Genomic DNA, 21,306 nt, shown 5'->3' on the forward strand with positions numbered 1-21,306 from the left:
CCGATACAGAGAGGCATGGCCACGTTATATCATCACCCTGCCCCAGAGGAGGTTGCCCTCCTCCCGCTCCTCCGCGCTATAGCGGACCCGGTGCGTCTGGGCATTATCTATCATTTATACAATTTGGGGGAAGCAAACTGCACAACCCTCCTCCGCGGGCGTCCTAAATCCAGCATGTCGCATCATTTTCAAGTGTTGCGCGAGGTAGGAATTTTGCACACGCGGGTAGAAGGGGTCCAACATCGCAACACATTACGCCTTACGATGTTGGAGGAACGCTTCCCCGGCTTGATGAGCAGTATTTTACGCGCTTATCCCGCTTATGAGGAAGAGACCCTAGGGTGACGTAGGATGTGTCATTGTTAATTCTGCAATAATGCGTGCCTGCTCCGGGCTCCATAACACGATGCGCATATTGCCTTGCTCATCCTTTAACATCACGGCCAAGGCCCCATCAGGGCGAGCGGACATCATCGTCACCTGCTCGCCTACACGGCGCGGTAGGCTTAATAAAGCAGGACCAGAAAGGGATGAAGAAAGAGCTGGAGCCTCCTGCCTCACCACAGGGGTAGGGACATGATGAACAATGCGGTAAATAATAATCCCCACCAAGGCGGCCGCCCCTACAATAATCATCACCCCCATGATAATCACCGCCGCCACTAACGCACGCGGCGGGCGCGGCGGGACACTCTCGCTGTTTGTTGTGGATTCGGCTAGGGTAGGCGGCATGTCTGATGTTTCCATTCCCGATTCTCTCTCTGCTGATGCAGCCATGCTTTACGCCTTCACGATTCAGCAAGGCCAAGCAGGACAACGAGCCGACCGTATGTTGGCCGATGCCATTGGGACATTATCCCGCTCTCGCGTTAAAACCTTAATTGAGACAGGCTACCTTACCTGCAACGGCTCCCCACGGCGAGACCCTTCCTTCACCTTACGAGAAGGAATGACGCTAGAACTCCACCTCCCCCCGCCAGAGCCTGCCCGCCCACAAGCTGAGAGCATCCCCTTGGATATTCTTTTTGAGGATAGGGACCTCATCGTCTTGGACAAACCCGCCGGGTTGGTGGTCCATCCCGCCCCCGGGAATGAAACGGGGACCCTTGTAAATGCCCTCCTCGGCCATTGCGGGCCTGATTTTGAGGGCATTGGAGGAGAGAAACGACCCGGAATCGTGCACCGTTTAGACAAAGATACATCTGGCGTGATGGTCGTTGCGAAAACCCCCCTCGCTCATGAAGCGCTCTCCGAAGCCTTTGCTACCCGCACGATGGAGCGCGCCTATCTTGCGCTCGCATGGGGGATTCTCCCACCTGCTGGTGAGTTTGAAGGGGCTATCGGCCGCGATAAACGGGACCGCAAACGCATGGCCGTTGTTATCCAAGGGGGAAAGCAGGCCTTAACGCGTTATAAAACAAAAGAAACATTTCATAACGCCGTCTCCCTTGTGGAGTGCCGCTTAGCAACGGGGCGTACGCATCAAATCCGTGTGCATCTCTCTCATAATGGGCATCCTTTATTAGGCGACCCTGTTTATCTTCGTCGCATCCCCGCTGCGGCGCGCAAACTCCCCGTGACACTGCGCGATGAAGCGTTGGACTTCCCCCGCCAAGCCCTCCATGCCGCAACACTCGGTTTTACACATCCCCGCACACGGGAAATGCTGCATTTTACCGCCCCTTTGCCGGAGGATTTTCAGGCATTAATGGGGAGCCTTAAAGCATAATTCATCAATATAACTTTTTCTTAAGTTTAACATTTCGATGAAAACGATTAAAAGAATAGAACCTGTAGGAGTCCTAAATGCAGCGCATGCCTCCACTGCCTTATTTAGGGGTGGAGATATGAACAAGCAGGAACTAACCTCCCTAAGAGGGCGCATCATTCCTGTGATGAAAGAACGGGTAAGGATTGCTCTTTCTTTCGCCAGCTAGGTGCAAGGAGTCGAATATATATGAAGTCTCCCACTACTCTCCCTGCCATTGGGCCGGAGACCAATTTATCCCGCTATCTTCAGGAAATCCGCCGTTTTCCTCTCCTCACATCCGAGCAAGAGTTAGATTTAGCCCGCCGCTGGCGAGATAAGCATGATAGCAGTGCTGCTCATGAGCTTGTGACCTCTCATCTGCGCCTTGTTGCAAAAATTGCCATGAGCTATCGCGGTTATGGTCTGCCCGTAAGTGAGCTTATCAGCGAGGGCAATATCGGTATGATGCAGGCTGTCCGCCGTTTTGACCCAGAGCGCGGCTTCCGCTTAGCCACTTACGCTATGTGGTGGATTCGCGCGGCTATTCAGGAATATATCCTCCATAGCTGGTCCTTAGTGAAAATGGGGACCACAGCGGCGCAGAAAAAACTCTTCTTCAATCTCCGCCGCCTTAAAGGCCAGATGCAAGCTTATGAGGAAGGCGACCTTCAACCAGAGCAGATTGACCATATTGCTAAGACGCTCGGTGTACCAGAGCAAGATGTCATCTCCATGAATCGCCGCCTCACCGCGCCGGATCATAGCCTTAATGCCCCACTGCGCATTGATGGCGAGCAAGAATGGCAAGACTGGCTTGTGGACCAAAATGAGAGCCAAGAAGATACGCTAGCTGAAAATGAGGATATGAATGGCCGTAAGGCCCTCCTCGCTGAAGCGATGCAAACCCTTAATGAGCGTGAGCGTCACATCCTCACCGAACGCCGCTTGAAGGAAGACCCTTCCACTTTGGAGGAACTATCCCACCATTACGGCGTCTCACGCGAGCGTATTCGTCAAATTGAAGCTCGTGCGATGGAGAAATTACAAAAGGCTATGGCTTCTGCCGTAAAAGCCCGCCGTAAGGAGCAAGGCTTCACGGAGGATGACGCTTAAAACGTCTCCTCTCCCCCTCTGGCCCTTTTTCATCCTTGCAAGACTGCGGTTCGTTTTAACGAGCCGCATTTTTATAAATAGCATCATCAAAAAAGGCGGTGCCCCATAAGGACAACCGCCTTTTTTAGAACCTCAGTTTAACCCGATGTCTTATTTAGCGCGTAGCACCTCAACACCCGGAAGGGTCTTACCCTCCAGCCATTCGAGGAAGGCACCGCCCGCTGTGGAGACGTAGCTCATACGGTCTGCCACACCTGCATGACGCAGAGCAGAAACCGTATCACCACCGCCTGCCACTGTAAGCAGCTTGCCTGCTTCAGTCAGCTTCGCTGCGGCCTGAGCCACTTCCACCGTTGCTTTATCAAACGGGGCAATCTCAAAGGCACCAAGCGGACCATTCCAGACCAGAGTCTTAAGGTCAGCTAAATGCTTGGAGATAAGCTCGGCTGTTTTTGGCCCGGCATCGAGGATCATGGCGTCATCAGGCACCTTATCCACCGGCACAACCTCAGAAGGCGCACCCGCTTTGAACTCACGCGCGACAACGGCATCTACTGGCAGAACCAGCTTGCAGCCCTTCTCTTTAGCATGAGCGGCAATCTTGCGGGCTGTCTCGTGCATGTCGGCCTCTTGGAGGGACTTGCCAACCTTCACACCCTCAGCAGCGAGGAAGGTATTAGCCATAGCCCCACCGATGAACAGCACATCCACTTTATCCAACACGTTGCCGATGAGGTCCAGCTTCGTGGAGATTTTGGAGCCACCAATAACGGCCCCAACAGGGCGTTTTGGATTCTCCAAAGCTGCAGAAAGAGCCGTCAACTCAGCTTCCATCAAGCGGCCTGCATAAGCAGGCAGAAGATGGGCTACACCCTCTGTCGAGGCATGAGCGCGGTGAGCTGCAGAGAACGCATCATCTACATAAATATCCCCATTAGCAGCCAATGCTTTGGAGAATGCAGGATCGTTCTTCTCTTCCTCAGCGTGGAAGCGTGTGTTCTCCAACAGGAGGACATCGCCATCCTTTAGGGCATCAACCGCCTTTTTAGCTTCTGGCCCAACGCAGTCGGACGCAAAAGCAACCGGGCGACCTAGCAGCTCACCCAGACGCTTACCCACCGGTGCCAGCGACATCTCAGGCACGACCTTCCCTTTAGGACGGTCGAAGTGGCTGAGAAGGATGACCTTGGCCCCCTTCTCAATCAGCTCGCGGATGGTCGGCAGCACACGCTCAATACGCGTTGTATCGGTGATGGCACCTTCATGCATGGGGACATTCAGGTCAGCGCGGAGAAGTACGCGTTTACCGCGTACCTCCGCTTTATCTAGCGTGCGAAAAGCCATGATCAGAGTTTCCCAAAGAGAGACGCTGTGTCGGACATACGGTTGGAGAAGCCCCACTCATTGTCATACCATGCGCAGATGCGGACCAGCTCACCGCCATCAACCAACGCTGTCTGCGTTGCATCGAAGGTGGAGGAGAAGGCAACATGGTTGAAGTCGTGGCTCACCAGCGGCTCTGTATTGTAGCCAAGGATGCCTTTCAGCCGGCCCTCAGAAGCCTCACGCACGGCCTCGTTCACTTCCTCGATGGAAGATGGCTTACGCTTCGGCACGAAGTCCAAAGAGACGAGGGAGACGTTCGGCGTTGGGACGCGAATCGCTGTACCATCCAGCTTGCCCTTCAGATGTGGCAGAACCAGCGCAACAGCGCGGGCAGCCCCTGTGGAGGTCGGGATGATGTTTACAGCTGCAGCGCGCGCACGGCGTGGGTCTTTATGCAGTGTGTCGATTGTGCGCTGGTCACCCGTGTAGGAGTGAACTGTCACCATGTAACCACGCTCGATGCCGAACTTGTCATCCAGCACAGCAGCGACTGGGGAGAGACAGTTGGTTGTGCAGGACCCGTTGGAAACGATCTGCATACCCGGCTTCAGAGCCTCGTTATTCACACCATAAACGATGGTGGCATCTGCATCCTTACCCGGAGCGGAAATCAGCACATGCTTTGCACCAGCTTTCAGCAGGGCAGAAGCTTTATCGCGTGCTGTAAAGAGGCCTGTGCACTCCATCGCCACATCAACACCCTGAAGCGGAATCTCTTCTGGGTTACGCTGAGAGGTCACCTTGATAGGCCCGATGGTCTTACCAGCATGGGTCTTGATGAGCAGGTCACCATTGACGACCTCAACCTCAGCCGGCAGGCGGCCATGGATGGTGTCATATTTCAGGAGGTGAGCGTTGGCCTCCACAGAACCGAGATCGTTAATCAGTACAGGCTCCACATCTGTGCGCCCGCTCTCGATAATCCCACGAAGAACCAGACGCCCGATGCGCCCGAACCCATTGATTGCAATTTTAACGGCCATTGGTCGCTTCCTCCATAATTTGGTAGCTAAAGGACGTACCATCCATAGCACCCTTGTGGCAGAGCAACAGAGGGAAAATGAAGTTTTTAAAGCAAGCCTGCTACCCTCTTGCGTCATGCCCCGCTTCCTGCGAGTAAGTCATCTATGATGGTTTTCTATACCCACCGTTCCGCTTTATGGACCCGCACCGCTCTTTTTGCGCTGCTGGCAACCCCTCTTTGGGGCTGTAATCCGATTGATCAACGCACCTTCGACCCGCAGGCGGGTAGGCCCCCGCGCGTTGCGGCCCCTGCTTTGCCAGTCGCAGCTCCCGGTAAGCCTGCCTTCCTGCAAATTATTGAAGGTACACCAGAGGAAGAATACGGCCCAGCGGTAGAAAAAGCCGCAAAGCTCGCTCTCAGCCGGAAAAGCAACATCCTCTTTACCGTCCAAGGCATAGCACCTATGCAAAAAACACCGGAAGCTGAAAGAGAAACCTTACACACTCTCACGCAGAACTTGGTCTCCCCTGTCGCTAATCACATATTGGCTGCGGGTGCGCGTCCTATCCAATTGGATATGCGTGTGAGTACCGATCCCACCGTCCATAGCAACATGGTGCGTATTTATGTCCGCTAGGCGTCCCCGTCTTACCTGCGCTCTCCTCCTTAAAAAAGCTGACCATACCCTACCGGGATGGCTCGCATGGCATTTGGCCTTAGGAGTCGAACATATTGCCATTATTGATGCTGGAGCCTTTGATAATGCGCGTCAGATAAGCCAAGCTTACCAAGCAGACTGGCCTATCTCGTGGCATCCTGTGGAGTTGGATGAGACTCTCCCCGCCGAGAAACGCCGCTTAGAGCTTACACGTCATGCCCTCGCTCATCTGCGCCACATCACACAAGAGCTAGACCAGCCTGATAGTGACGATGAGAGCGATATAGCTGAAAATTGGGTCGCGATTCTTGATGCAGACGAGTATCTTAACCCAGAGCATGAGCTAGATTCTCTCCTCCAAAAAGTTCAAGAAGATACGGCGGCGATTGCCCTTCACTGGCGTATTTATGGGACGGCGGGACAACTTCGTCCCCCGCCTGGTCATATTGTTGCCAATTATCCGTGGCATGCCCCAGAATCATTCCACGACCATCATTTTGTCCGTTTGCTCGCCCGACTCGATCATTTGGCTAAACCCGAAGCTCTGACGAATCCGCACCTGCTTGACCTCCCCTCCGAGGCCATCATCCGGGCTGATGGGCAGCCATACCGTCCTGATGACGCTGACTTACTTGTGGCCCCGTGGCAAGGCGGTTGTATCCAACATTATATCTGTGCCCAAGCGCATGATGAGGCCGAGCTTCCCCCCGCTATGCGCGCTCATTATGACCGTAATGAGCAGATAACCACACCAGCGCATGACAAAATTGTGCATATGCGTCAGCTTGCTAACCAGATGCGAGAGAGTGCCCTCATCTCCGGGTTGGCACGCTTGCGTGAGCTTGCAGCACAACAATTAGACGAAAAACGGGCTGAATGGTTTTTGCAAGACCATGACCTCACTTTGGAAGACCATGTCCGCCATGATGCCTTCCATTATGACCGCGTACGCCCCTCCTTAGAGGATATGCTTGCCCTCAACCCGCAAGTCGCCGCTCCTTATAATCCTGGTCGTACGATTCTCCTCCGCACATCTGAGGGGCAGTTACTGGAATGTGACCCACCAGAACAACACCGCCCCTTTGCAGGCTTCTGGCAGGAGAGCATCCCGCATCTCCTTACGCTTTATACGCAAGATGAAACGCCCTTTACCCTTGGGGATGCGCCTTGTCCCTTCAGCATGACTAGTTTGCGTATCAGCTTCGACCCTAAAACGCGCAGCATCCATTTGCCGCACGAAACGGGCCATGCCAGCACCCCGTTGGAAATGATTCCCGCTGCCGTGCCACCCTCCATGCTCTTTACGCCGCTTCCCCCTATGGATGAAGAAGATGGCCTCAGCGTACGCGGGTTGCTCCTTTGGGTAGCAGGCCATGCCCATACCCAGCCGCAAGACCTACAACGCGCGCTATTGCTGTTATCACCTGATTCCGCACAGCATTTACGCACATTAGCCCCCATGCTGGAGGAGTTCTTGCCCCGCTTTACTGCACGGCCTGCTTTTCTACCATAAATGCGGCTAAAACAGCCCTAAAAACCAACGCCCCGCTACTATAAGGCTCACCCCCAAAACCACACCAAGGGTAAGGGCGAGCATAGAAAGGCGGGGCGGCCCTTCGGTAGGACGTTGGGTAAGAGCGGCAAGGCTTGTCCGCAATGCCTCTACTTCTTCTTGATGAGCACGTTCCTCATCCTGCCTCTGGCGATGTTCCACACTCTGATACCGGATAAACTCTGCGGCCTCTAACGGCGTTGTGAAATACTGCTCCACTAAATGCGCTAAAAGGGTCCCTCCCTCCTGTTCATCGCCTCCGCCATCGCAAGCTAGAATACGATAAGCTGGGCAGCGCGATAGGGCCTTAATACATGCGGGCTGCTCCCATGCAGAAAGATGCCCCTTTGCCATAATCAAAAATATAATCTCATGCTCTATCTGCGATAAGTTCTGTAGAGCCTCCGGCCCTTCCGCTTCGGAGACGGCGCGTAACGTCACGTTGCGCTCCGACCATAATCCCCCAAGAGCATGCACCATATGGGCCAGCCGCTCGCTACCCACACCAAGGCCAAGCAGTAGCATCCGGGCCCCCTCCTGCGTAGGAAAGGCACGCCGACGTGGTGGGAGACTACGCATAAGCTCCATCACCATCTCACTCTGGCGATGAGCCTCCTCCAGCGCATCACGCGTAAGGGAAAGAACATCCATTCGTAATGTGAGCTGCCCTTGTTGCGCGTGGGCGCGCAACACCCCTATGACCTGTACCGTCTCGCCCGTGCGCAAGCCTTCTTCCGCTACCAAAGCAGGGGGAATCTCCAACAAAAGAGCCGCCCCTGTATGGGCATCTAGCAACGGGGTTGCCTCCCGCCGCCGCCAACGCTCAACGGGGATCTCACCTATCACGCCCTTTACACGTATCGGTGTACGCCACTCCTCAAACCGGCTGCATATATCCGCGCATCGCCGCTGAAAGAGCGTTAAAACCTGCTCCGGCGCAAAAAGGGGATACGCTGCCTCCCCCTCTCGCCTTGGGGGAGAAGGAATACGCCGTGAAAATACCTCCATGACTTACCCCTCCTCCAACAATAAAGGCCCCAGAAAAGGGGCCTTGTAGCATCCTAAAAAACAAAGAGCGAGACCACATTGCTTTAAGCGAAAAAGGCCTCATAAAGTTCTGGCTTAAACCCCACCATCATCTGCTCACCCTTCACCGTAACAGGGCGGCGAATCAAAGTCGGATGAGCCAGCATGAGAGCCACAGCTTTCGCTTCATCCAACCCTTCTTTCTCCGCCTCATCCAAACGACGGAAGGTCAGGCTAGAGCGATTCAACAGCTTCTCCCACCCCACTGTAGCGCACCATGCCTCTAGCAAAGCCGAGGTCACACCATCCTTACGGACATCATGGTAGTGGAAGGGTATCTCTGCCTCCTCCAGCCATTTCATAGCCTTCTTAACGGTGGAGCAGGTCTTAATCCCGTAAAGGGTAATCACATCAGCCATGAAGGCGGCTTTCTTGCAAAAGAACTCTAAAAGGGGGAGATGGTCTCATCATGGTGCTGCTGGCGAGGATTGAACTCGCGACCTCTCCCTTACCAAGGGAGTGCTCTACCACTGAGCTACAGCAGCCTTGCGAAAACCTATGGCGGGTTACCTAGCCTGTTCGCCCTCTCCGTGCAACCCTTAATTAGTCATCACGATAAATCTTTTCGTGCCGCTCATGCCGTTCTTGTGCTTCTAGCGACAATATGGCAATAGGCCGTGCCTCCAGACGTTGCAGACCGATAGGCTCGCCTGTCTCCTCACAATAACCGTAAGACCCATCCTCAATCCGTGCCAACGCCATATCAATCTTGATGATTAACTTACGCGCACGGTCACGCGTTCTTAGCTCAAAAGCACGGTCCGTCTCCACTGTTGCGCGGTCTGTTAGATCAGCCTCGTGGATGCCCCCTTCGGAAAGACTCGCTAACGTCTCCCCCGCCTCTTTGAGAAGGTCCATCCGCCAATGCAGCAATTTTTGCTTAAAATACGCTAATTGCCGTTCATTCATAAACTCTTCATCCTCAGAAGGACGATAGTCGGGTGAAAGCGTAATCATGTGCAACGTCTCCTCACAACACGCTACCTTTCCCACAGAGCTGCTACAGCGCACTAGCAGAAAGGATGTTGCCTCGGTTTATATCGCTCTCAAAAAAGCACGCAAGGTAGATTAGGAGGTTTTTTAGGAAATCTTCATTATTTTAATAATAGTTTAATAATTGATGCCCATAGCCACTTAAATAAAAACACCCTTTATGAAAGAACGCATATTCTCTACAAAGGCAGCAAGTTCACCCTGATAACGCATTAATTTTGTGCCAACGCGCGGCGGCTAACACGCACCCTCACAACACGGCGGCGTTCTGTCTCTAACACTTCAAACAACCAGCCAGAGAACACCACCTTATCCCCCTGCGCAGGGACACGGCGTAATAGAGCCATCAAAGCCCCGCCTAATGTATGATACCGCCCATCCTCAACCATTGGGGGTAGGTCCAGCCGTGTGCATACATCATCAATCGGCATGAAACCATCAAGGATATATTCCTCTTTCCCATCCACCTCATGCCGTTTTTGAGAGGACGCATCTAAGGCCTCATCCCCAATAATCGCCTCAAAAACATCAGAGGGTGTAACGATGCCTTCAAAAGAGCCATATTCATCAAAGACAAAGACTATACCGAGGGAAATCCCCTTCAAACGCTCAATCATCCCTTGAGCTGTAAGGCTATCTGGAATAGCGGGCGGGGTGCGCAATACAGCATCAATCGAAAGGGGCAAACCTAACAACAGTCGGTCCATCACATCCTTAGCCAGCATCACACCGACTGGATGGTCCACATTGTCCTCACAAACAACAATCCGCCCGTAAGAAGACTGCCGCAACTTACTAACCAGCGTCTCCTCATCCGCATTACGGTCTATCCAAAACAGCTCATTGCGTGGCGTCATAATCGCACGAACGGGACGATCCGCTAAGCGAAGCAGACGCTCGATAATCTCACGCTCCTCCGTTTCCAAAATCCCCGCTTGCATTCCCTCTTGCAGGACGGCTTTAAGCTCCTCCTCCGTTACAGTGGCACGCGGGAGAGAGCCTATCCCCACAAGTTGCAGCACACAATTAGAGGTCTTACTGAGCAACCACACAACCGGGCGCGTACACCAAGATAAGGCCAAAAGCGGCGCAGAGAGATGAATGGCTATAGCCTCTGGTCGCTGCAATGCGATTTGTTTGGGCACAAGCTCCCCAAAGACCAGCATGGCAAACGTGATACACGCCACCACAATAATGATGGATAGCTCACCAGCAAATGGTTGAAAAATAGCCCAATGCTCAATGTAATGCTGAAGTGATTCCTCAATCTGGCTGCCCCCAAATGCCCCCTCCAAGATAGAGACAAGGGTCATACCTATCTGCACAGTCGGCAAAAAGTTTTGAGGATTTTCCGCCAGCTTTAATGCACGCTCTGCCCCAGCAACTTTTGTTTGTGCAAGATGGGACAACCGGGCGCGTTTGGCAGAGATAAGAGCTAGCTCACCCGTGGCGAAAACACCATTAAGGACGATGAGCAGAATAATTATAAGGATAGGAATCATCATAAAACTATCCTGCCCTGATAAGCCCGCCATCACAAGGTAATGACGAGAAAATCAGAGCAGGAAATATGGCCCTACTTTGCCGGGGCCGGGGCTGGGCTTTCACTCTGCCCGTTAATGCGTACGCGTGGACCACGAGCCGGTTTGCCGCGCTTAGCGTCCTCGCCTTCAAGCCGCTCCATCTGGCGCGCTACCTCAGCATCATACCCGTAAGAGGCAGGCCGCTGATTCGCTAACGATATCTCCGGAGCCATGGGCTTTTCCGTCTCTGGCCCTTGCAACGCTACTTTGATGAAATGCCAAGGACGCTGCACTGCATCCATCACCGCTGTGGATTCATAGCCAGAATGGACCATACAATCGGCGCATTTCTCATACGCACCGGTACCGTACTGGTCCCACGCTGTATCATCCATCAGCTCCTTGAAGGTCTTAGCGTAACCTTCACCCAACAAATAGCAAGGACGCTGCCAACCAAAGACGGTCCGCAACGGCTTACCCCATGGGGTACAATGATATGTCTCGTTGCCTGCTAAGAAGTTGAGGAACAAAGGAGACTGCGTAAACCGCCATTTATGGCCCTTACCCAAGCGGAAAATATCCCGGAAAAGGGTCTTCGTCTTTTGGCGATTAAGGAAGTGCTCTTGGTCCGGGGCACGCTCATAAGCATAGCCCGGTGCTGTCATCACACCATCAACGCCTAGGCGCATGACTTCATCAAAAAAAGCTGCAACACGCTCTGGCTTAGCACCATCAAACAAGGTGCAGTTAATAGAGACGCGGAAGCCTTTGGATTTTGCCAATTTAATGGCCTTCACCGCACGATCATACACCCCTTCTTGGCAGACGGACGAATCATGCATCTGCTGGTCACCATCGAGATGGATGTCCCACGAGAAGAAAGGTGATGGTTTATAGTCATCGATCTTCTTCTCTAGCAAAAGGCCATTCGTGCAGAGATACACATATTTTTTACGCGCCACGAGGCCCGCAATAATCTGTGGCATCTCTTTATGTAAGAGGGGCTCTCCCCCCGCCACAGCAATCACTGGGGCACCAGCTTCAGTATCCGCATCAAGACATTCTTGATAGCTCATACGCTGGTTAAGAATCTTCGCTGGATAATCAATCTTGCCACAGCCCGCGCAAGCCAAATTGCAGCGGAACAGCGGCTCAAGCATCAACACAAGCGGGTAACGCTTGCGCCCTGTGAGGTGCTGCTTGAGAACGTACCGTCCAACTCGGACAGCCTGCATCAATGGTACGGCCATTATAATCCTCTGATAATATCTTCCTGAGCTGAATCACGGTATCAGAACACCCGTGGCACATAGCCCGACAGACGCGCCAGAACGATATCTGCCGGGCCTGCATCGCTCCCTCTCGCAGAAGCAGCGCAGAAATGCAAGCTTAACGAACTAAGCCCTACACCCTCACTAGAGGATTCGGTGGAAGATTCTCTCTTTTCCTTCTTACTGTGGACTCGTTTATCCGGCGGCAATGCGCTATACTGTCTCGCTAACTGTAGCAGATTCAACACAGTTATACGAAATCCTGCAAGGCGTACCCTTGCAAACTGCCCCATCGCCTCTTGCATAAAAGGACGCATAGGAGGAAAGAGCATGTCCATGAAACGTTGTCTTATCTCTTCCCTTGGAATGATGGCCCTCGCTATAGGGACTGTCTCCACTCTTGGGGTTCATCCCGCACTGGCAAGCCGGAGTTCGGCATCTGCCACCCCTGTTGCTACAACGCCACAAGCCCCGATAGAAGCCTTATATAAGGCCTTGGATAAGTCTGAACATTCCTCTGCCAATATGAGCAAACGCAGCGCAATGATCGCGCCGTTCGTTGAGCATGCTTTTGATATGGAGTCCATCCTCAAACGCTCCATCGGGCTACATTACGACCATCTTTCTACTGCTGAAAAAAACGACCTATTGGCAGCTTTTAAACATTTCACCGTAGCGCGTTATGTCTCTACCTTTAAGCCGGGAACAGATGCTGTCTTTACCGTTGTAAACACGATCCAGCAGGATGGACGGACCATCGTCCACACCACTATCGGCGGGAAAGATGACCCTAATGGGACACCAACACCCATTGACTATGTCATGGCCCAAGGTCCCGACGGCTGGCGCATCACCGATATTTTGCTAGATGGTCATATCAGCCAAGTTGCTGCTCAACGGGCTGATTTTAAGACAATCTTCAACGAGAAAGGAGCAAACGGCCTAGCGCGTAGCCTCACCACCAAAGCTGACGATTTCCTCCGCGAATAATTTGCGATAGCTTTTCATCACGTCCACCTACATTATAATTTGTATCCCACTCCGCTGGGCAGACGTGATGAAAAGCTTAGAAAAACGTCCTTCCCTCCATTCTCATGAGGTATCTTGATTGATGGCCCCACTCTTTGCGATAGCCTCCGCCCTGAGCGGAGCTTTTTCACTAGCGGGGCATGTGCAGAATCTCATCGGGACAAGCTTACTCTCTCGTTTCTGCCAGAATGTGCGCATCCCCGGTCGGCCTGCCCCCTATCAGCGCGAGGCTTCCTCTCACAACCAAGAGGCTCTAAGCCCCAGCGTTACGCTCATGAAGCCGGTACATGGGGATGAGCCACGCCTTGAAGACGCATTAGAAAGCTTCTTCCAGCAGGATTACCCATCCTATCAAATCATCTTCGGCCTACATAAAGAAGATGATACGGCTCTACCGGTAATTCGCCGCCTCCAGCAGCGTTATCCTCATCACGATGTAACAATCATTATTGATGATGCCTTACATGGCCCTAATCGTAAGATCAGTAACCTCATCAATATGTATCCCTCTTGCCGACATGACATTTTGATCATCTCTGATTCCGATATTCATGTCAGCCCAGATTACATCACGCATATTGTTGAAGCATTCCAACAAGAGAAGGTTCAGCTTGTAACCACACTATATGCGGGCTTACCTGCTAGCCCCAGCCTCATCCGCATGTTGGGCGCCCATAGCATTAACACCAACTTCCTCCCCGGTGTGATGATGTCCCGCCTCATGGGGCGTCAAGATTGCCTCGGGGCTACGATGGCCCTCAAACGAACGCATTTACAACAGATTGGTGGGTTTGAGGCCCTTGTCTCTCATGTCGCTGATGATGCCGTGCTAGGCCAGCTTATCCGCCGTAATGGGGGGGAGATTGCCCTTGCGCGGACTTTATGCCAGACGACTATCACCGAGACCTCCCTAAAGGACCTTTTCACCCATGAGCTACGCTGGGGACGAACGGTTCGGAGTGTGGAGCCTCTTGGATATGGGCTTTCTGTCCTACAGTTACCGCTTTTCTGGGGGGTGTTGTGTGTCCTTTTTGCACCATCGCGCCGTTTTTCATGGGGCTTGTTGATAGGAGGGATGCTCTGCCGTGGAGCCGTGACACGGCGCATTAACCACCTGACAAACTGCGCTTTACCCGGCATTTTCCCTTTCCTTATATTCCGAGACTGCCTCTCTGCTTGTGTGATGCTCGGAAGTGCCCGTGGCTCGCGTGTAACATGGCGGGGGCAGACAATGCACATCTCCCGTGGCAAAACACGTACGAAGTCCCTATAACGAACCCCAACAACGATCGTGCCCCTTAATCCTGATCAACGAAACCGGCGTTGACAGGCCCGACATTATCAGGAGTGTCCATACATGTTGAGAACATTGTTTCTACAGCCCCCATCCTTCGACGGCTTTGATGGTGGTGCTGGCTCACGTTATCAGGCGAAGCGAGAGATTCGCTCCTTCTGGTATCCTACATGGTTGGCCCAACCTGCAGCAATGGTCCCCGGCTCTCGCTTGATTGACGCTCCACCGGCTAAAATGGGCATGGGGCCTATCCTTGAGGATGTGAAGAATCGTGATCTCGTCATCATGCACACCTCCACACCCTCCTTCCCCTCTGATGTCCGCGTGGCACAAATGCTGAAGGACGCCAACCCGAAGCTGAAGATTGGTATGGTTGGCGCAAAAGTTGCCGTCCAGCCCGATGAGAGCCTTGCCCAAGGCAGCCCGATCGACTTCGTAGCCCGCAATGAGTTCGACTTCACCATCAAAGAGATTGCCGAGGGGAAACCTCTCGCAGAGGTTGATGGCATCACATGGCGTAATGAAAATGGTGAGATTATCACCAATAAAGACCGTGCGATGATTGAGGATATGGATAGCCTCCCCTTCGTAACGGAGGTTTATAAGCGCGACCTACGGATTGAAGATTACTTCATCGGTTATCTCAAGCATCCTTATATCTCCATCTATACAGGCCGTGGGTGTAAGTCCCGCTGCACCTTCTGCCTTTGGCCGCAAACTGTGGGTGGGCACCGCTACCGTACCCGCAGCCCAGAGCATGTAGCCGCTGAAATTAAGCTTGCGATGAAATACTTCCCGCAGGTGAAAGAGTTCTTCTTTGATGATGATACCTTCACCGATGACCTCCCCCGCGCAGAGGCCATCGCACGGGAGCTGGGCAAGCTGGGTGTAACATGGTCCTGCAATGCTAAAGCCAATGTCCCTTATGACACGCTAAAAGTTCTGCGTGATAACGGCTTACGCTTGCTGCTGGTAGGGTATGAGAGCGGCAATCAACAAATCCTGCATAACATCAAAAAAGGTATGCGGATTGAGACAGCGCGTGAGTTCACCAAAAACTGCCACAAGCTGGGCATTAAGATTCACGGGACCTTCATTGTTGGTCTGCCCGGTGAAACACGCGAGACCATCCGCGAAACCATCCAATATGCTAAAGAGATTGACCCGCACACATTACAGGTCTCTCTCGCAGCTCCTTATCCGGGGACATTCCTGCATAAGCAGGCCTCTGAGAATGGCTGGCTGAATCTTGATGAAGCTGAGCTGATTGACGAGAATGGTGTGCAGATTGCCCCGCTGCATTACCCCCATCTCTCCCATACGGAAATCTTTAAGAGCGTGGAGACCTTCTATAAGGAGTTCTATTTCCGCCCTTCCAAGATTTTCGCTATCGTCAAGGAGATGGCAACAGACCCACAAATGCTCAAACGCCGCTTGCGTGAGGGTGTGGAGTTCTTCCAGTTCCTCCGTCAGCGTCATTCTGCCTAAGGCAAACGCCGCATGAATACCTCTACACAACGCCGTGTTATTTTCTCTGCCGATGATTTCGGTATGAGTGTGGAGGTCAATGAGGCGATTGAGGAGGCCCATCGCAAAGGCCTCCTCAGCACGGCAAGCCTCATGGTTGCCGCCCCGGCTTTTGAGGACGCTCTACGCCGTGCCCAACGTATGCCAGACCTCCGGTTGGGGTTACATCTTGTCGTTATAGAGGGCGATTCCTGCCTGCATCTGCCTGTTATTACGGATGAAAAAGGCTGGTTTGGTCGGAATCAAGTAGGGCTGGGCTTTCAATATTTCTTCTCTCCCACCACGCGCTCTGCGTTAAAGAAGGAAATCCACGCTCAATTCCAGCAATTTGCACGCACAGGGCTGCGGTTGGACCATGCCAATGCGCATAAGCATATGCATCTCCATCCCACAATCGGGCATTTACTGCTCCAAACGGGCAAAATCTATGGGTTAAAGGCCGTTCGCACACCTATGGAACCTGCGGGCCCCTTGGGGGAAACGCCTCACCTAGGTGACCGCGCGTTGGAGCAATGGACGCGTGTCCTACGCTGGCAAATTTGGAAAGCCGGGATGAAAACCAACGATTCCTGCTTTGGTTTGCGGTGGTCTGGCCATATGACGCCAGAGCGCATCCAACGCCTCATCCCTCAACTCCCTGCCGGGGTGAGTGAGATTTATTTCCACCCTGCCAAGAGCCAAAACGCACAAATGGCTGCCCTCATGCCCGGCTATCAGCCAGAGCAAGAGCTAGCTGCCTTAACAGACCCTGCTACGCGCGCGTTACTCGCCCCACATAACATCCAACTGACAACATGGGACGCGCTGTAAACACACCGCGCCCCCTAGTGCTACGCCTTAGGCTTTAAGGGCAAAATCCGCACCTGGACGACCACCAAGGCGAGCAATCACATGGCCTGCAGCCTCATTGCCTAACCGCGCAGACTCCACAAGAGAATGATGGCGGCTATAGCCTGCGAGGAAGCCCGCTGCAAAAGCATCACCCGCACCAGTTGTATCAACCAGCTTCACCGGCTTAGTGGGGACATCGTGCCGTTCCTCACCCGCTTGGATAACAGCCCCCTTCTCCCCACGGGTCACAACACCAAGGGCAACATCATGAGAGAGGGCTTTTAAAGCATCATCAAGCGTCTCTGTCTCGTAAAGGGCGAGAATCTCAGCCTCATTGGCAAAGAGGATATCAACCGATTCTGCCACAAAATCCCGGAAAGCTGCCTGATGACGTTGGATGCAGAAACTATCAGAGAGCGTTAAAGAGACCTTACGCCCCGCTTTATGCGCTAAACGGGCTGCCTGATAAAAAGCCTCCTGCGCTTGGGGGCGATCAAATAAATAACCCTCAAGGTAGGTAATAGCCGACTCGGCCACGATATTCTCTAAAACATCATGGGGTGTGAACTCCACACAAGCCCCTAGATATGTAAACATCGTGCGTTGGCCATCGGGCGTAATCAACACAATGCAACGCGCTGTAGGAATAGCCTCGCCAGCCGCTAGGGGCGTGGAGGGGACATCTATACCCTGTTTGCGTAAATCCGCTGTAAAATCCTCGCCCGCTTTATCGGCTGCAACCTTACCAAGATAAGCTGTTTTTACCCCCATACGCGCAGCAACAACCACACTATTCGCTGCTGAGCCACCCCCTGCTACATGCTCGATATGGATACGCTGCTCCAACTTTGCCATGGTAGCAGCATCAATGAGCGTCATGCTCCCCGGTACAGCCCCAAACTCTGCCAACAGCTCTGGCGTGACAGTTGCCAGCACATCCACGATGGCATTGCCAATGCATAAAAGGTCATATTTCGGAGGGGTAGCGGACATGATAGGTCACTTTCTTTTATAGTCTGACATTAAATATTCCCTACCATAACCTTCAGACCTTGTAGAGCCATCTCTCTTTATCCTCTCGTGATAAGGAAAAGATGCACTTACCTGCATGGATTACCTAGCCAAGGGCACGACTTCCCTCTATTTTAGGGATACGCCTGATGACAGGGCAGAGTTCGGCATGGCTCCCCTTAGGAGATGTGCCGTTATTGCGTGCTACTCTATCGCCTGATTAAAGGAAATCATGTCTCTACCTACTCCCCCCTCCCCTATGCCGGGTCCCGCTCCCCGCCAGCGGATAACCCCCAACCGCAATAATCACCAAGAAAAAACACGCACAGTTGACAATGCGCGGACTCTCATCGTCCATAACAGCATTACCATCCGCGGCTCGATTGAGAATATTGAACGTCTCATTGTCGAAGGAACAGTTGCTGTAGAACATTTAACGGTGAAAGAACTTATCATCGCCCCTGACGGGCACTTTCATGGTTCAGCAGAAGCGGGAACGGCTGAAGTTGCTGGCACACTAGAAGGTGACCTCACTGTCCGCAATATGCTTACTATCCGCACTAGTGGGCGGCTACTCGGCAATGCAGAATGTCGCCGCTTGCAGGTCGATGAAGGCGGCCAAGTCACAGGGAAGTTGGGCATGATTACCTCAGCCCTCCCCGGCAATAAAGACCATAACGTGTCCCACCATCATGAGAGCGAAAAACATAGCACCGAGTCTCATCACGCCTAAGCCCGGCTCTATCTGTTACGCTATGGCCTCAGCTTACAAAAAAGCTGCCAGCTTCCTTAAAGGACTGGCAGCTTTTTTGTACCGCTTATATGGCCATTTTAATGGCGGCGGTCTCGAATCTTTACATAAGCTATGGCCGCATGCTCAGCACAATAAGGCTTGCCCGCAAGAGGGGTAGCCCCACAAAAATGAAACTCCGGCGTACCGGGGTCCCCATGGGGCCATTGGCATGTTGGCCCTTGTCGTGTGGAGCGATCCATCACCTCCCGTACCCGGCGCGGCGGCGCAACCTTACGCGGCGCAGCCACAACGGCAGGGCGGCTCGCCTCCTCTACATCCTTTAATGCTGGCTCATCAACCGCAACTGTCTTTTGAGGGGTAGGCGGTACCGCCGGCACCTCCTGCGGCTTTGAGGCAAGCTTCTTCGGCTTTTCTACCTTCGCCTTCTCCTCCACAGGGGGCGTAGCGAACAGCTCCTCCGTCACAGCGGATGCCTTTTTCTGCTTCGCTGTGGCAGCTGGGGCCTCTCCCTCAGCAGTTTTTTTAGCACGACTAGCACGCGGGCGCGCAGGCTTGGCCCCGCCCTCCGTAGCGGTTTTATTACGGATGGGGGACGGGCGCGAGGGTAAGTTAAGACGATGAGCCTTACCAACAACCGCATTTTTTGTAATAGAAAGCTGACGGCCAATCTCCGCTGTGGAGAGACCTTGCTCCCACAATTCTTTAAGACGAGCAATCAGCTCATCTGTCCATTCCATAGCCATTGCTGCTCTCTCCACTCCTGCCCGTAGCGTTGTTACGGGGCTCTTATGCTACGCTTTTATCAGGAAAATAAGGTTAGCTCAAAACTAACCTTTCTGCCCCATATTCATAGGGGCATGAGCCCCCCGCTCAATAATCCGCAACTGCCCTTTTTCCACACATAAAACGGTCTCACCACGCAAAAGAGCTTGCGCCTCCCGGCCGAATAAACGCGCCCGCCACCCTGTCAGGACAGGTAAGTCCTGCTCTCCTTGGACCAGACGCTCCAGCTCCTCAGCAGAGGCAATAAGCCGTGAGGCCACCTTGCCTTCCTCACTCCGCACAGTAAGAAGCACCTTCAATAAGGCTAATACTCCTGCCGGAGCGCGCGGGCCATCGCCTTTGCGGCGAGAGGGAAGCTCTGGCCGAGCTTCCTCTGGACATTGCTCACCTTGCTGCACTGCTGCCAATAAAGCCCGCCCTAACGGCCCTTCTGCAAACTCCGCCGTCACCCCGCGAATCCGAATCAGCTGGGCTATAGTATGCGGATGGACTGCGGCAATCTCCAACAAGCTTTCATCACGAATAATGCGCTGACGCGGGACATCCTCTTGCTGTGCTGCCCCTTCGCGCCATGCGACAATCTCCCGCAAAATCGCAAGAACTTTGCGGTTATGCGTCCGTGGCTTTAGCTTCTTCCATAATTTTTGCACATCAGGCCGGAACACACGCTCATCTGCCAAAGCAGATAATTCATCCTTAACCCATGCAAGCCGCCCTTGCTCCTCTAACTGATGGAGGAGCATCTCATAAATCACCCGCAGATGCGTTACATCAGCACTTGCATACGCAATTTGCGCTTTTGAGAGCGGACGCGCCGCCCAATCACTAAAACGATGCGATTTATCAATCGACTGCCCCGTAAGGGAGACTACGAGGTTATCATACCCCACTTGCTCCCCAAAACCTGCAACCATAGCCGCTACTTGTGTATCAAACACATTAACGGGCAACCGCCCAAATAAATGCAGGAAAATCTCTAAATCTTGCCGTGCTGCGTGGAAAACTTTCACACAATCTGGCTCAGCCAACAAAGCCGCCAAAGGGGAGAGGTCTATCCCCGGTACGCATGTATCAATCAAGGCAACATCATCTACCCCGCCAAGCTGTACCAAGCAGAGACGTGGCCAATAGGTCCTCTCCCTAACAAACTCCGTATCTATCGTAACAAAAGGCTCATGCTGCAATTTAGCGCATATAGAGGCCACCCCGGCAGAGGTGGTTATCATAACAGGGGCCGGGAACACTCGCTTTTTAGACATACCCCCTCTTACACCCTCCTACAAAAGCTGACCATCTCTCTGCCGCACGATAACACCATAAAAAAGCTCGGCAATGCAGGAAGACCCCCTCCCTGTTACCGAGCTTTCATCTCTACCTTAGTGCGCAAAGCGCATCAGGCTGATTAACCGATATGAGAGTCCAACCATACTTTAAGCTGGCTCTTCGGCAATGCCCCCATCTGCTGCGCAACGGGCTTACCCTCCTTAAAGAGAATTAAGGTCGGGATGCTCCGCACACCAAAGGTTGTTGGTGTCTCTGGGTTAGCATCAATATCCAACTTCGCAACGGTGACACGGCCTTTATAATCCTTGCCGACTTCCTCTAACGCTGGGGCAATCATCCGGCATGGGCCGCACCATTCTGCCCAAAAATCCACCAGAACATAGCCTTCTGCCTTCAGCACATCATTCTCAAAGGCTTGATCCGTCACTGCAATCGTATGTTCACTCATCGTACACTCCCCCTCGGACTCTCTATAAACTCTCACATCCTGTTGTCCC

The 21,306-nt window shown here is 53.1% G+C and carries 22 protein-coding genes and 1 tRNA gene; 10 read left to right on the plus strand and 13 right to left on the minus strand.

Translation table 11 applies throughout. The features are described from left to right. Positions 1–15: 15 nt before the first annotated feature. Positions 16–345, plus strand: a complete 330-nt coding sequence (locus GM557_RS07600; protein WP_155573770.1) for a helix-turn-helix transcriptional regulator — start codon at positions 16–18, stop codon at positions 343–345. Here GM557_RS07600 and GM557_RS07605 read toward each other — a convergent pair. Further along, positions 337–747 carry a hypothetical protein gene (locus tag GM557_RS07605; protein WP_155573771.1) on the minus strand — a complete coding sequence of 137 codons (411 nt, stop codon included), beginning with the start codon at positions 745–747 and terminating at the stop codon, positions 337–339. The two genes, GM557_RS07600 and GM557_RS07605, sit on opposite strands and share 9 nt — an antisense overlap. Here GM557_RS07605 and GM557_RS07610 point away from each other — a divergent pair. Together GM557_RS07610 and rpoH are read left to right on the plus strand one after the other, a co-directional pair. Further along, positions 731–1,729, plus strand: a complete 999-nt coding sequence (locus tag GM557_RS07610; protein WP_155573772.1) for an RluA family pseudouridine synthase — start codon at positions 731–733, stop codon at positions 1,727–1,729. The genes GM557_RS07605 and GM557_RS07610 overlap by 17 nt on opposite strands. Positions 1,730–1,957: 228 nt before the next feature. Then, positions 1,958–2,863, plus strand: coding sequence for an RNA polymerase sigma factor RpoH (gene rpoH / locus GM557_RS07615; protein ID WP_155573773.1), 906 nt, complete (start codon positions 1,958–1,960; stop codon positions 2,861–2,863). Positions 2,864–3,013: 150 nt separating this feature from the next. Here rpoH and GM557_RS07620 read toward each other — a convergent pair whose 3' ends face one another. Then, positions 3,014–4,207: a phosphoglycerate kinase gene (locus GM557_RS07620; protein ID WP_155573774.1), complete on the minus strand. Its 1,194-nt coding sequence runs from the start codon at positions 4,205–4,207 to the stop codon at positions 3,014–3,016. Positions 4,208–4,209: 2 nt separating this feature from the next. Continuing rightward, complete coding sequence (gap, locus tag GM557_RS07625; RefSeq protein WP_099026950.1) at positions 4,210–5,232, minus strand: type I glyceraldehyde-3-phosphate dehydrogenase; 1,023 nt, start codon at positions 5,230–5,232, stop codon at positions 4,210–4,212. A gap of 144 nt (positions 5,233–5,376) precedes the next feature. Between gap and GM557_RS07630 the strand changes: the two genes are divergently transcribed. Together GM557_RS07630 and GM557_RS07635 are read left to right on the plus strand one after the other, a co-directional pair. Beyond that, a complete protein-coding gene (locus GM557_RS07630; protein ID WP_155573775.1) occupies positions 5,377–5,850 on the plus strand; it encodes a hypothetical protein in 474 nt (157 codons plus the stop codon). Continuing rightward, positions 5,840–7,384 (plus strand): glycosyltransferase family 2 protein, encoded by a 1,545-nt coding sequence (locus GM557_RS07635; protein WP_155573776.1) that lies wholly within the window; start codon positions 5,840–5,842, stop codon positions 7,382–7,384. The genes GM557_RS07630 and GM557_RS07635 overlap by 11 nt, the downstream gene beginning before the upstream one ends. A gap of 6 nt (positions 7,385–7,390) precedes the next feature. Here GM557_RS07635 and GM557_RS07640 read toward each other — a convergent pair whose 3' ends face one another. The 6 genes from GM557_RS07640 to hpnH all read right to left on the minus strand — a co-directional run bounded on the left by GM557_RS07640 (position 7,391) and on the right by hpnH (position 12,275). Then, entirely contained in the window at positions 7,391–8,431 is a 1,041-nt protein-coding gene (locus GM557_RS07640) for a hypothetical protein (protein WP_155573777.1), read from the minus strand. A gap of 83 nt (positions 8,432–8,514) precedes the next feature. Then, positions 8,515–8,868, minus strand: coding sequence for an arsenate reductase (locus GM557_RS07645; RefSeq protein WP_155573778.1), 354 nt, complete (start codon positions 8,866–8,868; stop codon positions 8,515–8,517). A 51-nt stretch (positions 8,869–8,919) separates the two neighbouring features. Continuing rightward, positions 8,920–8,994: transfer RNA gene (locus GM557_RS07650), tRNA-Thr, on the minus strand. Positions 8,995–9,052: 58 nt separating this feature from the next. Next, entirely contained in the window at positions 9,053–9,466 is a 414-nt protein-coding gene (dksA, locus tag GM557_RS07655; RefSeq protein WP_155573779.1) for an RNA polymerase-binding protein DksA, read from the minus strand. Between the two features lie 248 nt (positions 9,467–9,714). Next, positions 9,715–11,007, minus strand: coding sequence for a hemolysin family protein (locus GM557_RS07660; protein ID WP_155573780.1), 1,293 nt, complete (start codon positions 11,005–11,007; stop codon positions 9,715–9,717). 71 nt (positions 11,008–11,078) lie between these two features. Continuing rightward, positions 11,079–12,275 carry an adenosyl-hopene transferase HpnH gene (gene hpnH, locus GM557_RS07665; RefSeq protein ID WP_155573781.1) on the minus strand — a complete coding sequence of 399 codons (1,197 nt, stop codon included), beginning with the start codon at positions 12,273–12,275 and terminating at the stop codon, positions 11,079–11,081. 351 nt (positions 12,276–12,626) lie between these two features. On the opposite strand from hpnH, the gene GM557_RS07670 reads away from it, so the two are divergent. The 4 genes from GM557_RS07670 to hpnK all read left to right on the plus strand — a co-directional run bounded on the left by GM557_RS07670 (position 12,627) and on the right by hpnK (position 16,956). Further along, positions 12,627–13,286, plus strand: coding sequence for an ABC transporter substrate-binding protein (locus tag GM557_RS07670; RefSeq protein WP_155573782.1), 660 nt, complete (start codon positions 12,627–12,629; stop codon positions 13,284–13,286). Between the two features lie 121 nt (positions 13,287–13,407). Next, the gene (gene hpnI / locus GM557_RS07675) at positions 13,408–14,598 is read left to right on the plus strand and encodes a bacteriohopanetetrol glucosamine biosynthesis glycosyltransferase HpnI (protein WP_155573783.1); all 1,191 of its coding nucleotides are present in this window, start codon (positions 13,408–13,410) and stop codon (positions 14,596–14,598) included. 84 nt (positions 14,599–14,682) lie between these two features. Further along, the gene (gene hpnJ / locus GM557_RS07680) at positions 14,683–16,107 is read left to right on the plus strand and encodes a hopanoid biosynthesis associated radical SAM protein HpnJ (RefSeq protein ID WP_155573784.1); all 1,425 of its coding nucleotides are present in this window, start codon (positions 14,683–14,685) and stop codon (positions 16,105–16,107) included. A gap of 12 nt (positions 16,108–16,119) precedes the next feature. After that, on the plus strand, positions 16,120–16,956 hold the full coding sequence (hpnK, locus tag GM557_RS07685; protein WP_155573785.1) for a hopanoid biosynthesis-associated protein HpnK: 837 nt from the start codon (positions 16,120–16,122) through the stop codon (positions 16,954–16,956). Positions 16,957–16,983: 27 nt separating this feature from the next. Here the strand turns inward: hpnK and GM557_RS07690 are convergent, their stop codons facing one another. Next, the gene (locus GM557_RS07690; RefSeq protein ID WP_155573786.1) at positions 16,984–17,970 is read right to left on the minus strand and encodes an adenosine kinase; all 987 of its coding nucleotides are present in this window, start codon (positions 17,968–17,970) and stop codon (positions 16,984–16,986) included. A gap of 250 nt (positions 17,971–18,220) precedes the next feature. On the opposite strand from GM557_RS07690, the gene GM557_RS07695 reads away from it, so the two are divergent. Continuing rightward, a complete protein-coding gene (locus GM557_RS07695; protein ID WP_155573787.1) occupies positions 18,221–18,721 on the plus strand; it encodes a polymer-forming cytoskeletal protein in 501 nt (166 codons plus the stop codon). A gap of 98 nt (positions 18,722–18,819) precedes the next feature. Here GM557_RS07695 and GM557_RS07700 read toward each other — a convergent pair whose 3' ends face one another. From GM557_RS07700 to trxA, 3 genes are all read right to left on the minus strand, one after another. Further along, the gene (locus GM557_RS07700) at positions 18,820–19,479 is read right to left on the minus strand and encodes a GcrA family cell cycle regulator (RefSeq protein ID WP_196424625.1); all 660 of its coding nucleotides are present in this window, start codon (positions 19,477–19,479) and stop codon (positions 18,820–18,822) included. Positions 19,480–19,569: 90 nt separating this feature from the next. Next, on the minus strand, positions 19,570–20,784 hold the full coding sequence (gene rnd, locus GM557_RS07705) for a ribonuclease D (protein ID WP_155573789.1): 1,215 nt from the start codon (positions 20,782–20,784) through the stop codon (positions 19,570–19,572). Between the two features lie 143 nt (positions 20,785–20,927). Continuing rightward, the gene (gene trxA / locus GM557_RS07710; protein WP_155573790.1) at positions 20,928–21,257 is read right to left on the minus strand and encodes a thioredoxin TrxA; all 330 of its coding nucleotides are present in this window, start codon (positions 21,255–21,257) and stop codon (positions 20,928–20,930) included. Between the last annotated feature and the right edge of the window lie 49 nt (positions 21,258–21,306).

This window comes from Bombella sp. ESL0385, from assembly GCF_009725755.1.
Taxonomy (GTDB): domain Bacteria; phylum Pseudomonadota; class Alphaproteobacteria; order Acetobacterales; family Acetobacteraceae; genus Bombella; species Bombella pollinis.